This window comes from Noviherbaspirillum saxi, from assembly GCF_003591035.1.
Lineage (GTDB): Bacteria > Pseudomonadota > Gammaproteobacteria > Burkholderiales > Burkholderiaceae_D > Noviherbaspirillum > Noviherbaspirillum saxi.
In genome coordinates this window covers 198,242-210,763 of record NZ_QYUO01000002.1, presented here as the reverse complement: position 1 = coordinate 210,763, position 12,522 = coordinate 198,242, and the positions used below count along the sequence as shown (strand labels likewise).

Here is a 12,522-nt window from a genome sequence, read left to right as displayed (position 1 = left end):
CGCTGCTACGCAAAGTGGTGCCGGTGTCCATGCACCTTGTGGATGCCGGCTTGCTCGCATTGCGCGCGGAACTGGCGCAAATGCGCCTTGTACGACTGATCCGGCGGAATCAGGCTGCCGCCGTCGGCCAGTGCTTTGGCCGCGTCCAGGAGCTGTCGTTGTTCTTCAGTGCGAATCGGAATCTCGCGCGGCCGGCCACCCTTGCACCAGCTCGCCTTCAGCAACAGCACATCGCCCTGGTCCGCATAACCTGGTTGAATCTTGAGGCTTTCCTCGCGCCGCAGGCCGAACGCCGCCTGCAGCTGCAGCGACATCGCACAATGGGAATCGGCGACCCGGCTCAGCTGGTCGTTCGTCAGCTCGCGTGCCTTGGAAACATTCGTCACATACACGCGGTCCGCGATGCCGTACGCCTCATTGCTGCGGGCAACGATGTTTTGCTTGCCGATCTTTTCCGCCAGCCAGCGCAAATGCGCCATCCGGTTTTTCAGCGTGCCGGTCGACAGGCCCTCGCTTTGCCAGTGCGCCGCCAGCGCCTCGGGCTTGAGGCCTCCCAATGTCAGATGCTGATAGCCCATCTCGTCGAGATCGTCGGCTGCCATCGAGAACGTCCACCCCCGATCCTGTTGGGTTGCGAACGACCCATCCGGATGGTGCAGGCACAGCTGCTTCAGTTCCCAATTGAGCTGCCTCATTTTTCGCCCCTGCCTGCGCCATACGCACGATTCGATGGTGCGACGATGTGCGGCTTGCCGATCTTGCGTGCTAGCCAGCGCAGGTAGAGTAGCCGGTTGCGCATGGTCGCTGCGGAGAGCTGTTCCGCATGCCAGGCATCCACCAGCATGCGTATGTTGTCAGTGTTGAGATTGACGGCACGCTTGCGGTGCACGCCGAGACGGAACCACTGCCGTGCGCACATCAGCAGGGTGCGCTGGCGGTCCGCTTGCGTTGCCTGCGGCCCTTGCGGATTGCGCCGGCAAATCTCGCGGATGTCATGTTCCAACTGATGCAGGCGCGGGCACTTGCACTTTTTCTGCGCAGGACGCATCACGGCGGAATGCGAAGAAGCAGCTAGCCCATTGAGCACAGCGGCCCAGACAGGTCCATTCGGAGGTTGGTCATTTATCATTTACTCCATTCAAAAGAGAGAAAACAATCAATGCACGGCAAATTCGGATACGGCGGTGATACGGTGGCGTGATTGCGTTGGCTAAGTGTTTCTGCTCCTTCCACGAGCCGTAGCGACGTGGGAATCGAAGGGAGCGCAGGACACACCAGGGCTGTTTGTGCAGAGAGGGAACTGCCCGCCGGCGCTGCACGCGCCATCAGCGTCACGCTCCGTTCCTGTTGGAACTGCAAGACGTGAAGGACCATTGACCCAGGGTCCCAAGGAGTGCGCTGCGCGCACGTTCTGGACGTCCGTGTCGTGGACAAACGGCGGCAAGCGTCTGGCGCTTGCCGTACTCGGTGAAAAGCGGTCTGGCCGCCATCACGGATCCCTGTCCCGCGACCATCCGTTGCAGATGGGGCGGCGCACCCCGCGTCAGACGAGGGTTGCAAAGGCCGCCAGCGGTGGTAGAAGCGACCGTCACTGTGCAGTGACGGTCGCCGCACCTGCCGCAGCAGGCATACGCCACTCTGTCATCGACATGTGCATGGCGCAGGTCTTGGCAAGCGCCAGCGCATGCAGATGTTGTGCTGCTGGCGACGGTAGGGATATCGAAGGCGTGCAGTCCATGCTCGGGGGCACGAGCCGCACGGATTGAAACGCATCGATGCGCGTGGACGTAGTCATGCCGCGTCCATCGGACATCGATGGTTTGCTGCGTATTCGCCCCGGCACCAGGCCGGGGACGAACGGGATCTGGAACGCTGGCGCGTTCCAGCGTGCCGGCATCACAATGGGTGGGCACGCGCTGACGAATATGGCCGGTATGGCACCGGCCACTCTGCAGTGAAAACGACGGCATGGTCCTGCAAGAAAACCGGAATCGCCTCCCGGTGATTCCATGCCGTCTCTCTATGCGGTTGTTGCCAACCGCATCATCAGCACGTCCCCAAGGGGACGATGCTTCTCCGTGAACCTGGCCGCCTTCAAGGGGACGGACGCACGTTCGGTCCAACATATTCAGCGGCGCATTGCCGCTGGCTCCAAAGGCGCGTAACGGGCGCACCGCCAAGGGCATGATCCTTGGAATCCCGCGATGGGATGTCCTGCTTGCCATTACAGAGTAGGTGAAACTGTTGCAACTTGCAATAAATGCAACGCAGGGAGAGGCGATCCAATATCGGAGCGGCTTGACGCGGACTTTGTCACGTACACGATTCGCGGCAAACTCCTTCTTGGCGAGTGAAGCACAAGAAATGTCAATCTTTGATATCTTTCATGTGATGGGTTAATGATGAAATCAAGAGGTTTTCCAATGAATATGAACATCAATCTCACGCCGCAACTCGAAGGAATGGTGGGGCAAAAAGTGAATTCCCGCCTTTACACGTCAGCCAGCGAAATGGTGTGCGAAGCACTCTGGTTGATGGAGGAAACGGACCGGCTGCGGGCCGCCAAGCTTGAGCAGTTGCGCCAGGACATCCAGGAAGGATTGGACAGCGGTCCTGCCGCTGCCTGGGATGCGGCGGCAATCAAGCGGCAAGGGCGCGTAAAACAGGCCGTTTAAGGGAGAAAAAGCTCTCGGCAATTCGTTTAGCATATTGATGCATCCCAACGCCTAGCTATTCGTTTCTACCTCTGAATAATTCGTGTCTGCATATGTTTCGCTGTCCAACCAACGATGAACAGCAAAAAAGCCGACTATAGCCCTGCAAGCTTTCGTAGCCTTTCAATCAAGAGCGAGACGCGAGCTTGATTTGAAGGATCTGGATGGAGATGCCAAGGTAGCTGCTCGGTGAATAATTCATCGGCTAAAAGATCTTCAAATTCTTGTTGAATGTATTCGCGAACAGCTCGATCCGACGATGCTACTTCATCGATAAGTTCTTTCCGGCCGTCAATCAAATTCACAATGTCTTCAATGTCGTGATGTCCATAGTCTCCCTCCCCTCGGCCTTGAAAGGATTCCAGTTTAGTTGCGATAAACAGTGGAGCATTCACTATCCTTATTACCGTCCCACTTGGTAACGTAAGATGTTGAGCGTGCTGAACAGCAAGTGGATACCAGCGGTTTGAAAATCCCAGACCGATCTCTTCGGCAGGCATTACATCAACAATGAGCGCGCCTTTGCGCCAGCGACAGATAACATCTCCTTGCTCCTGGAAGCCGCGGTCTTTCAGCTTTTGCTGAAGATCGTAATAGTTTCCAAGCGATGTTACTTCTGCAATTAGGTCGACATCCTGTGTTGCTCGTACAGACGGTCGCGCCGGGTCAGTAATGAGCAATCCAACCGCACAACCTCCAACAAGCACGAGTTCTTCGCAGAGTTCTCCAAGTGCGTGCGCTACAAGTTCTACGGAAGCGACGTTCGGATCCTGTGCGTTCATTTTAAGTGCTCCATTAGTAGTTGTGAGGCAAGTTCCTTTTCCCTAGCGGATCCAGCACGAAGTGCATCAACCAACGTAAGTACGCCGTAAAGCTTTTGATCTGCGCGACAGGCTGCTGGAACAGAGTGATAGAGCGGTTGGAGCGAAGTTCCTCTTGCTTCGCCTTCTGGGTCAGGCCAGACAGGAGGTAGGCCATCCCCTGTCATAAAGTGCTCTTTTAGTACGGGACCGGCGAACCTGGTTGGCATTCCCCGTGCAAGTGAGCCGATTAAAGGGGGAAATGAGTACTGAACTCCGTGAACTAAAAATTCTTGCAACGTTGAGCGGATGGCTCTCAATTCTGTGCCCGAACGACTTAGAAATCGAGATGCTTCGGCGCGCTTTACTGCCGCGTGTACTTCTGACACTGACATAAACAATTCCGCGGCAAGGTCGGAGAAGGTGTATTGGCGATCTGGCCGTACCGCTATTTTTAACGACACAAATAAGTCTTGCGGTTTTAGTGTGGGTTGCTTGCTTTTAGGCAAATTCATTGGATCTTTCTAAGCCTTCATGACATTTTTACATACTACGACTGCGTCCGCATAAGAGCAAGTATTCGCTTTTCGCGAATGGCGAACAAGCCGAAAATTAGCCATCAAGCCCAATTATATTATCTTTTATGCAATTTGTTCCTTTCTATGATTCTGATTAGACTCATATTTAAGCGGAATAACGTATAAATAGCGTATTCGTTATTCGCGAATAGCGAATGAACAAATTTTAGGTATAAATGCGAAAAAAGTATCTGATTTGAAATAATGTGAGCATAATTTCTTTGTGAATCCCGTATACTCCTTGTTATACGGGCTTTCGGTCCCAGTTATACCGAAATCGAGTTGGTGAAAATCTAAGTGAGGTCAGTAATGGCTGAAGTCATACGTAAAAAAAGTCCGCGTGCACCTTCCATGTCATTAAATGAGGCTTTGGACCGGGCGATTAAGGTCTACGACAAAGAGCGACTACATCCCGCTGCAGTCGACATAATCGCAAACCACATAGGCTACAAAAGTGCCAACAATGGATCGGCACTTTCAGCAATAGCATCGATGCGCTATTACGGCCTCTTGGATCGTCCTAAAGAAGGATTCTTGGCAGTTTCAAAGGACGTCGAGTCCTTTCGCTATGCTCCAGAAGAGGAGCAACGACGAGCCTTGTTGATAAAATTTCTTAAGCAGCCCCCGCTTTATGCTGAACTCCTTGAGAAGTACGCATCTGGCCTTCCTTCCGATGCCAATTTGAAATACGAACTCATTCAACGAGGTTTTATTCCGTCTGCCGCTGAATCTACACTTGCCTCGTTTAAACAATCTGTAGACTTTTCTGGCTACTACGATTCTCCAGCAAATGTCGGAGACGTCGAATCTATTGAGGAGATTCCGTCTTCATCAGTCTCAAAGCCAGAGGAGGTATTATCAACCTCTGTGGTTGTGCCCTCAGCACGATTGGCGCCAGTCAGCGTTATGCACAGTATCGAGCAAGATGATTTTGACCGGATACCTGTCCGTTTATCCGGCGGTCGACGAGCGTGGCTTTTGATACCAACCCCCTTTTTTGCGGCAGACAAGTCTCGATTAAAGGCCCAAATCGACCTATTGCTGGCTGAGGATGAAGAAAATGCTTCGTGAAGTCTAGGTATCTGTCCTGGTAAAGCGCCATGAAGCGGTTTTCGCTAACATGCCGGCAACGTTCAACGGTGGAAGTCGGGGCAGTGGGCTTAGCCCGCCGGTTTACTGTCCGTGAACTTCGTAGTCCGCCAAAAGTATGGCGCATATAGCTGCGATAGCATAACTGCCGACTGAAATAGTCAGCCACTACCGTTGAATTTGGCTGTCTCATAGAGTACAGCAATATGGCTGTTACGATACGAGGCATGCGTCGAAGCACAAGTATGCTGTGTCAGACCTGTGGCACACGAGCATCTGAATACGGTTTGATACTCTTGGATGAGCCTGAGGATGAAACGCGGCAAGAATTGCAAGTGACTGATTAATAAAAAATTAACGAAAATGTTGTAAATTCGTAATCAGTAGGTCGGAGGTTCGACTCCTCTCATCAGCACCAAAAGACTTAAGCACGTAGCCCAGCCCAAAAGGTTGGGCTTTGTTGTTTTTGGTCATCGAGTAGCGTGTAGGGGGTAAGATTACTTCTGCTCGGTAAAACGAGAAGATGAGTCTGCTTCTTCTCGAGAAGTCGGTGCAGATACTTAAATAGAGAGGTAGTCGCACTGAGTAGGGCAGGAAGTGGAATCCGTCATGTTCATTATTCCATCCACTTAACTGGTCGATACCTAGCCCAGAAACGGAACTACGTACAGGCGCTATCTCGCTAAATTCCTTTTGAAAAGCATTCATAGATAATCCCGCGCAACCATTGGTTGCCTGCATCTCGGTGATATCGTGCATGCCAGTGCTGTTTTAAATCGAACGCCGGTGCTTTCATCGGCAGGTCAAGCATCTTCAATGTACCAAATTTGGCAAAGGCTTCTGCGCACGAATAGGGCACCGTGACGATCATGTCAGACTCCGGCAATAAATGAGGGATGCTCATGAAATGCGGGATGCTGAGCCCTACTTTGCGCGCGATATTTTGCCCTTCCAGATATCGCTCCATTATTTCCTGACTCCGTCCTTCGGCCCTAACCACGACATGTGACGCGTCCAGGAATTGCTTCATTGAGAGCTGTCTTTTGATGGTGGGGTGGTCGCGACGGACCAGACACGCAAAGGTATGCGTAAAAAGATGCTGTTGGTAGAAATTGGCCTTGGTGATGTCTGGAAAATAGCCGACGGCCAAGTCGACCTCTCCTGCGGTCATGGCTTCTTCTAGACGTGCAGGAGTCATGGACACGGATTTGAATGTAATACCGGGCCCTGACATGCGTAGCTTCTTGAGCAGTTTCGGCAGGAAAACCATCTCACCCACGTCCGACAGACTCAAGGTAAAGACCCGGGTACTCGTCAGTGGGTCGAAATTATCCTTTAAAAACACATCACGCTGAACAACCTCCAGAACGTGCTGAATAGGATCAGCCATTCTCAAAGCTCTGGGCGTTGGCTCCATCCCCTTGGATGTCCGAACGAACAGAAGATCGTCAGTGAGGACGCGGAGCTTGTTCAATGCAAAGCTAACCGCAGGCTGGCTAAGTCCAACAATCTCACCAGCAAGCGTCACATTTCTGGTCCGCATTAACGCATCAAAGATGCGCAACAGGTTCAAGTCAATCTTTTCAATATCCATGGTATGGATTAGCGTTATTTGTGCATTTGATTGACAGATAATACTGCCAATCGCAGAATCTGTTCAACAGCAAACGACTATTTGCTGCCGAAAAAATTAAATGTACTAGCTTCCATCAAGCTTGATTTACAGGAGACAACATGAAAACCCGCCGTCGATTTGCTCTGCTATTGGCTTCGGCCGGCATGACATTTCTTTTTTCGCCCCAAGTGATCGCACAAGAGGACACCATACGCGTGGGACTTATCCTTGAAAAATCTGGGCCATTCGCAAGCTATGGCAAGCAGATGGAAAACGGCATCCAGTCGTTTATGAAAATCAACGGTGACAAGGTGGCGGGTAAGAAGGTTGAACTCATTATTCGTGATAGTACCGGCCCAGTTCCGGAAGTAGCCAAGCGGCTTGCGCAAGAGCTTGTAACTAACCACAAGGTTCATTTTCTCGCGGGCTTTGGATTTACACCAAATGCTCTTGCAGCTGCACCGGTCGCTACCGCTTCCAAAACACCGATGATCGTTATGAACGCGGCGGCCTCCACCATCAGTACGCGCTCGCCATATATTGCACGCGTCTCGTTCACGACGCCGCAGGTATCGATGCCAATGGGCGACTGGGCAGCAAAAAATGCAATAAAGAATGTCGTCACCGTGGTTTCGGAATATGGTCCCGGCATCGACGCGGAGACATATTTCAAGAAAGGTTTTGAGACGGCGGGGGGAAAGGTGAGCGGTGTCATACGTGTCCCGTTGTCTGCCCGTGACTTTTCGCCTTATCTGCAAAAAGTAAAGGATGCTAAACCCGACGCGGTGTTCGTATTCCTTGCTGCGGGAGAGCCAATGATTTCGTTCATGAAGGCCTATGGTGAGCGAGGCTTGAAGCAAAGCGGAATCCGGGTCCTCTCAACCGAAGGTTGGGCCGACGATCGGGAACTGTCTCTGATTGGGGAATCGGCCATGAGTGCGGTCACCACCGGCTTTTATTCCATGACGCACGATAGCGCGAAGAACAAAGAATTTGTGTCGACTTACCTCGATATTGATAAGTCAGGCATGGTGCCCGACTTCATGGCGGTGTCGGCTTATGACGGCATGGCGGCAATCTATGCCGTCGCTAGCAAGTTGAGCGGGATGATCGATGGCGACCGGGCTATGGCAGTACTGAAGGGCCTTCAGATCGACAGCCCGCGTGGTCCGTTGACCATCGATGCCGAGACGCGCGACCCGGTGCAAACCGTTTATGTTCGCAAAGTCGACAAATTAAACGGCAAGATGGCCAATGTCGAATTCGACGGCTACAAGAATGCAAAAGATCCCGGCAAAGAAGCGGCCAAGTAAGAACCAAATATCACCTTCCAAATTGCGGGAAGAGCGGTGCGTCCGGCAATAAGTTTGACGTGCCGCCCCAGTCTCGCAACGTCATTATCTAGGAGTACCTCTGTGCCAACGATCCGCGTCAATGATATTGACCTCCATTATCGACTGGATGGTCCCCAGGCAGCGCCTGTACTGGTCTTTATTAATTCGATTGCCACCGATCTCACGGTCTGGGACGCCGTGGTGCCTGCCTTGCAGAACTCCTTTGGTGTCCTGCGCTACGACGCTCGCGGGCAAGGCAAATCAACAGTGACTGATGGACCTTATTCAATCGACATGCTGGGAAATGACTTGTTAAGTCTACTCGACAGCTTAAGTTTGCGCCGGGTCCATTTGTGCGGCCTTTCCCTTGGGGCGATGGTGGGTATGCGTCTAGCCACCAAACATCCTGAACGTATTGACAAGCTCGTGCTGTGCAATACCGCAGCGCAGATCGGGCCACCAGAGTCTTGGGACGCTCGTGCGGAAGCCGTGCGCGGAAAAGGGATGTCGGCTATTCGCACTGCCGTGCTCGAGCGCTGGTTATCTCCAGAGTTTGTCGCTCAAAACAAGGAAGGAACGGAGCGGGTGCTCAATATGGCCCATAGTTCGCCGGTGAATGGTTACATCGGTTCCTGCGCCGCCATTCGTGACATGGATCAGCGAGAGTCCATTAAATCGATTACTGCCCCTACGATAGTTGTGGCTGGGACAGCCGATGCTGCAACACCGCCTGCCGACGCGCGTTACATCGCCAACGCAATTCCTCGAGCAATTTACACGGAGCTGCCTGGTGGACATTTGTCGAATGTCGAGCAGCCGACACGGCTGGGAAACGCAGTTAGGAGCTTCCTGCTGAACTCGTCAGCAACGAGCTCCCTTTAAGAAAGTAGGGGAGACATCATGTTTATTCGTAACGCATGGTATATCGCCGCCTGGGCAAATGAAGTCACCGGGAAACCACTTGCACGGCGTATTCTCAATGAACCCATAGTACTGTTTCGCGACAAGACGGGTAAGGCAGCGGCGCTTGTCGACCGTTGCTGCCATCGTGCAGTCCCATTGTCATTAGGCCAGGTCACAGAAGAGGGTCTGCAGTGCGGTTACCATGGACTGACCTTTGACTGCTCAGGGCAATGCGTGTCTGTTCCTGGCCAGGATAAGATTCCACAGAAGGCGCGGGTACGCAACTATCTCTTAGTCGAGAAAGATGAGTTTTTGTGGATATGGATGGGAGAAGCGGAAAAAGCCGACACATCGAAGATCATTGATTATCCATACCATAATGATTACAAGAAGTGGCCTCATAAACACGGGCTTTATCACGTCAAGTGCAATTACATGCTGCTGGTTGATAACCTCATGGACTTGACGCACATTGGCTATATCCACGGAAAAACCATCGGCGGTAGCCCTATGACGCATGTGAAAGCCGAGATGGAAACGATCCCGACAGATACCGGGCTCAAGTTCACCCGCTGGATGCCAAATTCCGTGCCTCCGCCAACCTACGCCAAAGCTGTTCCATTTAAAGGGAATGTCGATCGCTGGCAGGAGTTCGAATATATCGCGCCAACATCGATTATCCAGTGGAGTGGGGCAATTGATGCTGGTAAGGGCGCCCGGGAAAACCGCGACCAGCCAGGATTTTCGCTACGCCTTTACCATGGACTGACACCGGAAACGGAGACTACTACGCTCTATTTCTGGTCGACCGCAAACGGCTACCGCCAGGATGAGCCGGAAGCCACTGAACTTCTTTACCAGGAAATTGGCAAGGCATTCATGGAAGATAAAGAAATAGTGGAAGCGCAGCAGCAGCGGATGACCGAGCTGGGCGAGTCCATGTTGGTGGACACTATTTCTGATCGTACACGGGTACATATGCGCCGAACGGTGGACCGGCTATTGAAAGAAGAAGGGCAGCTTAATCAGGCTGCATGATCGAATTGCGCCCATTTGGCAGATTAGTAAGGAAATGTGGCTTTGCGGGTAAACCGTAGATCCTGCATGGAAGAGGCACTCAAATTATGAGCAGCATTGAAGTGAAGGTAGTACAAAAAATCAGGGAGGCAGAAGATATCTTCTGTTTCGAGCTCGCCAGCACAGACGGCAAGTCACTTCCACCCTTCAGTGCGGGAGCGCATATTGACGTACACGTAAATGACTCAGTCACAAGACAATATTCCCTTTGCAATGATGCCAGCTTGACGCACCATTATCTGATCGGCGTGCTTCGAGACCCTGGTTCTCGCGGAGGATCGAGTGCATTGCATGACAAGGTGGCCGAAGGTGACACGCTTAAGATCAGCGAGCCCAAGAACCACTTCCCACTGGTTACGGCCAGAAAGACACTTCTCTTTGCGGGCGGCATTGGAGTCACCCCCATTCTTTGCATGGCAGAGCGCTTAGCGCTAATAAGCGCAGACTTTGAGATGCATTATTGCACCCGTTCTATTGAACGGACTGCATTCTTAAAACGAATTAAGTCATCTTCCTTTTCAGACAGGGTACATTTTCATTTTGATACGGGCGACGACACTCAGAAACTCCAATTGCAGGCGTTGCTTCGGACGCCAGAGCCAGATACACATATCTATGTCTGTGGCCCCGGGGGATTTATTGAATATGTAGTCGGTACGGCAAAAGCGATGCACTGGGCTGAAGAGAACGTGCATTTGGAGTGTTTCGGCGCAGCGCCGGTAGATACCTTAGGTGATCAGGCATTCCGTATTCAGGTCGCAAGTACTGGCGATTACTACACGGTTCCCCCAAGCCGCACCGTAGTGCAGGTCTTAGAGGAAAACGGAATCGACATTCCGGTCTCATGTGAGCAAGGTGTGTGTGGCACCTGCATTACACGGGTCCTATGCGGGACGCCGGATCATCGGGACATGTATTTCACCGATGAGGAGCGTGATAAAAATGACCAGTTTACGCCCTGCTGTTCACGTGCCAAGACAGCTGAACTGGTATTGGATCTCTAGAAAGCTATCGATAAAATGGGTCATCTGCCGGCATCGGGCAGTTTGTCATAGACCATACCCTCGACCAGGACGTCGCCAAAGATAAAACCGAAGCTGCATAGCATGATAGCGAGCTTGCCAAGGAAGATAGCTCTTGAGCCATTATTCATAGTCGCCCACGTTTTGATAGGCATGGTCAAGGGTTGTGCAATTGTCATACTTGTCTCCGAATGGTTGTTGTGTGCTCTGAGGCTGCGCGCCGAACCTGACAAACGACTGACGAACCCAAGATAAAGCCAGTTTTTGGCAACTCTTGGAAACTAGACCCTGACTGGCACTCTTTACTGGAGGGCACATCAGAGATGCTTTCGAATTCGAAAAGTCGACCAAAGCATCCCTATCATCCATGGCGAAACCTTGCCTCGGCGCGTCACCCTCGGCGACCGCGTATCATAGAGGCTTCCATTCGTGCAGCCTTAATCAAGGCGCGTCTTGTCTGCACGATCTCTTAATCGCGTAGACAAACTCGACATTAGCCAACAAGATCGTTACCTGCCATGTCAACCGACCTGATCTTCTACGCCCTAGCAATCCCTGCCATTCTGCTAACCGGCGTCTCCAAGAGCGGATTCAGCGCACTCGGCGGCATCGCCGTGCCGTTGATGTCGCTCGCGATCGCACCGCGCCAGGCAGCAGGGATCATGCTGCCGATATTGGTTCTCACGGATATCGTCGGCCTGCGCGCCTACTATGGACGCTGGGACCGCGCAATCCTGCGAACGCTGATTCCCGGTTCGCTGCTGGGCATCCTGATCGGAGCCCTGAGCTTCGGTACCTTCAGCGAGGATGCGATCCGTTTGCTGATCGGTGTGATCTCGGTGCTGTTTGTCGTCAGCCGCCTGGTGCTGCCAGCGCTGACGCGCGCAACGACATCGCTGTCATTCTTGCGCGGAACCTGTCTGTCCGGCCTGGCGGGCTTTACCAGTTTTGTCGCACATGCAGGAGCGCCGCCAGTCATGATGTATCTATTGCCGTTGCGTTTAGAGAAAGTCACTTATATCGCAACGAACAATATGTTTTTCTTTATCACGAATCTGGTCAAGCTGGTTCCGTACGCGCTGCTCGGGCAGTTGTCGGCGTCGAATCTTTCATCGAGCCTGGTGCTGACGCCGCTGGTGCCCTTGGGTGTCTTTCTGGGTTTCCGGCTGCAGCGCATGGTCAACGAGGTGTGGTTCTTTCGTATCGCGCAGGCCGGCTTGCTGTTGACCGGACTGCAGTTGATATGGCAAGGCACGCGCGCGTAGAGCCTTTTCACCCTAACCGGCTGAGACCATATTGAAGACGTATGGTGCTGATAAACTGGTCTTGCGCTGGAGGATCGAAGCGTCATCGGCCACAGAAGGACGCTCATGGAATGAATCCTGCGTCA

General features: G+C 52.5%; 15 protein-coding genes. 8 read left to right on the top strand and 7 right to left on the bottom strand.

What is annotated here, in order from left to right:
* Nucleotides 1-5 precede the first annotated feature (5 nt).
* The 3 genes from D3871_RS16850 to D3871_RS16840 form a co-directional block, all read right to left on the bottom strand.
* The gene (locus D3871_RS16850; RefSeq protein ID WP_199724829.1) at nt 6-695 is read right to left on the bottom strand and encodes a phage integrase N-terminal domain-containing protein; all 690 of its coding nucleotides are present in this window, start codon (nt 693-695) and stop codon (nt 6-8) included.
* Complete coding sequence (locus tag D3871_RS16845; RefSeq protein WP_119770279.1) at nt 692-1,129, bottom strand: phage integrase N-terminal domain-containing protein; 438 nt, start codon at nt 1,127-1,129, stop codon at nt 692-694. The genes D3871_RS16850 and D3871_RS16845 overlap by 4 nt, the downstream gene beginning before the upstream one ends.
* 459 nt (nt 1,130-1,588) lie before the next feature.
* Complete coding sequence (locus tag D3871_RS16840) at nt 1,589-1,795, bottom strand: hypothetical protein (protein ID WP_147376832.1); 207 nt, start codon at nt 1,793-1,795, stop codon at nt 1,589-1,591.
* On the opposite strand from D3871_RS16840, the gene D3871_RS30275 reads away from it, so the two are divergent.
* Both D3871_RS30275 and D3871_RS16835 read left to right on the top strand, forming a co-directional pair.
* Nucleotides 1,794-1,958, top strand: coding sequence for a hypothetical protein (locus tag D3871_RS30275; protein ID WP_158597961.1), 165 nt, complete (start codon nt 1,794-1,796; stop codon nt 1,956-1,958). The genes D3871_RS16840 and D3871_RS30275 overlap by 2 nt on opposite strands.
* 465 nt (nt 1,959-2,423) lie before the next feature.
* Nucleotides 2,424-2,675: a type II toxin-antitoxin system ParD family antitoxin gene (locus D3871_RS16835; protein WP_119770277.1), complete on the top strand. Its 252-nt coding sequence runs from the start codon at nt 2,424-2,426 to the stop codon at nt 2,673-2,675.
* A 134-nt stretch (nt 2,676-2,809) separates the two neighbouring features.
* On the opposite strand, the gene D3871_RS16830 is transcribed toward D3871_RS16835, so the two are convergent.
* Complete coding sequence (locus D3871_RS16830) at nt 2,810-3,496, bottom strand: hypothetical protein (RefSeq protein WP_119770276.1); 687 nt, start codon at nt 3,494-3,496, stop codon at nt 2,810-2,812.
* A complete protein-coding gene (locus D3871_RS16825; RefSeq protein ID WP_119770275.1) occupies nt 3,493-4,029 on the bottom strand; it encodes a hypothetical protein in 537 nt (178 codons plus the stop codon). The genes D3871_RS16830 and D3871_RS16825 overlap by 4 nt, the downstream gene beginning before the upstream one ends.
* Before the next feature lie 372 nt (nt 4,030-4,401).
* Between D3871_RS16825 and D3871_RS16820 the strand changes: the two genes are divergently transcribed.
* Entirely contained in the window at nt 4,402-5,163 is a 762-nt protein-coding gene (locus D3871_RS16820) for a hypothetical protein (protein WP_147376831.1), read from the top strand.
* A 700-nt stretch (nt 5,164-5,863) separates the two neighbouring features.
* Here the strand turns inward: D3871_RS16820 and D3871_RS16815 are convergent.
* Complete coding sequence (locus D3871_RS16815; RefSeq protein WP_119770273.1) at nt 5,864-6,775, bottom strand: LysR family transcriptional regulator; 912 nt, start codon at nt 6,773-6,775, stop codon at nt 5,864-5,866.
* A 140-nt stretch (nt 6,776-6,915) separates the two neighbouring features.
* Between D3871_RS16815 and D3871_RS16810 the strand changes: the two genes are divergently transcribed.
* From D3871_RS16810 to D3871_RS16795, 4 genes are all read left to right on the top strand, one after another.
* The gene (locus D3871_RS16810) at nt 6,916-8,109 is read left to right on the top strand and encodes an ABC transporter substrate-binding protein (protein WP_119770272.1); all 1,194 of its coding nucleotides are present in this window, start codon (nt 6,916-6,918) and stop codon (nt 8,107-8,109) included.
* A gap of 102 nt (nt 8,110-8,211) precedes the next feature.
* Nucleotides 8,212-9,012, top strand: coding sequence for a 3-oxoadipate enol-lactonase (pcaD, locus tag D3871_RS16805; protein ID WP_119770271.1), 801 nt, complete (start codon nt 8,212-8,214; stop codon nt 9,010-9,012).
* A gap of 18 nt (nt 9,013-9,030) precedes the next feature.
* Nucleotides 9,031-10,071 (top strand): aromatic ring-hydroxylating oxygenase subunit alpha, encoded by a 1,041-nt coding sequence (locus D3871_RS16800; protein ID WP_119770270.1) that lies wholly within the window; start codon nt 9,031-9,033, stop codon nt 10,069-10,071.
* 86 nt (nt 10,072-10,157) lie between these two features.
* Nucleotides 10,158-11,114: a PDR/VanB family oxidoreductase gene (locus D3871_RS16795; protein ID WP_119770269.1), complete on the top strand. Its 957-nt coding sequence runs from the start codon at nt 10,158-10,160 to the stop codon at nt 11,112-11,114.
* Between the two features lie 20 nt (nt 11,115-11,134).
* Here the strand turns inward: D3871_RS16795 and D3871_RS30270 are convergent, their stop codons facing one another.
* Nucleotides 11,135-11,311 (bottom strand): hypothetical protein, encoded by a 177-nt coding sequence (locus tag D3871_RS30270; protein ID WP_158597960.1) that lies wholly within the window; start codon nt 11,309-11,311, stop codon nt 11,135-11,137.
* Between the two features lie 339 nt (nt 11,312-11,650).
* Here D3871_RS30270 and D3871_RS16790 point away from each other — a divergent pair, with 339 nt between their 5' ends.
* A complete protein-coding gene (locus tag D3871_RS16790) occupies nt 11,651-12,397 on the top strand; it encodes a sulfite exporter TauE/SafE family protein (RefSeq protein ID WP_119770268.1) in 747 nt (248 codons plus the stop codon).
* The last annotated feature ends 125 nt before the right edge of the window (nt 12,398-12,522 follow it).

What these genes read in the sequence shown, in the direction of transcription:
- D3871_RS16845 (WP_119770279.1), bottom strand. Translation starts at nt 1,129, where the DNA reads ATGATAAATGACCAACCTCCGAATGGACCTGTCTGGGCCGCTGTGCTC.
- D3871_RS16820 (WP_147376831.1), top strand. Translation starts at nt 4,402, where the DNA reads ATGGCTGAAGTCATACGTAAAAAAAGTCCGCGTGCACCTTCCATGTCA.
- D3871_RS16830 (WP_119770276.1), bottom strand. Translation starts at nt 3,496, where the DNA reads ATGAACGCACAGGATCCGAACGTCGCTTCCGTAGAACTTGTAGCGCAC.
- D3871_RS16825 (WP_119770275.1), bottom strand. Translation starts at nt 4,029, where the DNA reads ATGAATTTGCCTAAAAGCAAGCAACCCACACTAAAACCGCAAGACTTA.
- D3871_RS16815 (WP_119770273.1), bottom strand. Translation starts at nt 6,775, where the DNA reads ATGGATATTGAAAAGATTGACTTGAACCTGTTGCGCATCTTTGATGCG.
- D3871_RS16840 (WP_147376832.1), bottom strand. Translation starts at nt 1,795, where the DNA reads ATGACTACGTCCACGCGCATCGATGCGTTTCAATCCGTGCGGCTCGTG.
- D3871_RS16790 (WP_119770268.1), top strand. Translation starts at nt 11,651, where the DNA reads ATGTCAACCGACCTGATCTTCTACGCCCTAGCAATCCCTGCCATTCTG.
- D3871_RS30270 (WP_158597960.1), bottom strand. Translation starts at nt 11,311, where the DNA reads ATGACAATTGCACAACCCTTGACCATGCCTATCAAAACGTGGGCGACT.
- D3871_RS16850 (WP_199724829.1), bottom strand. Translation starts at nt 695, where the DNA reads ATGAGGCAGCTCAATTGGGAACTGAAGCAGCTGTGCCTGCACCATCCG.
- D3871_RS16800 (WP_119770270.1), top strand. Translation starts at nt 9,031, where the DNA reads ATGTTTATTCGTAACGCATGGTATATCGCCGCCTGGGCAAATGAAGTC.
- D3871_RS30275 (WP_158597961.1), top strand. Translation starts at nt 1,794, where the DNA reads ATGCCGCGTCCATCGGACATCGATGGTTTGCTGCGTATTCGCCCCGGC.
- D3871_RS16810 (WP_119770272.1), top strand. Translation starts at nt 6,916, where the DNA reads ATGAAAACCCGCCGTCGATTTGCTCTGCTATTGGCTTCGGCCGGCATG.
- D3871_RS16835 (WP_119770277.1), top strand. Translation starts at nt 2,424, where the DNA reads ATGAATATGAACATCAATCTCACGCCGCAACTCGAAGGAATGGTGGGG.
- D3871_RS16795 (WP_119770269.1), top strand. Translation starts at nt 10,158, where the DNA reads ATGAGCAGCATTGAAGTGAAGGTAGTACAAAAAATCAGGGAGGCAGAA.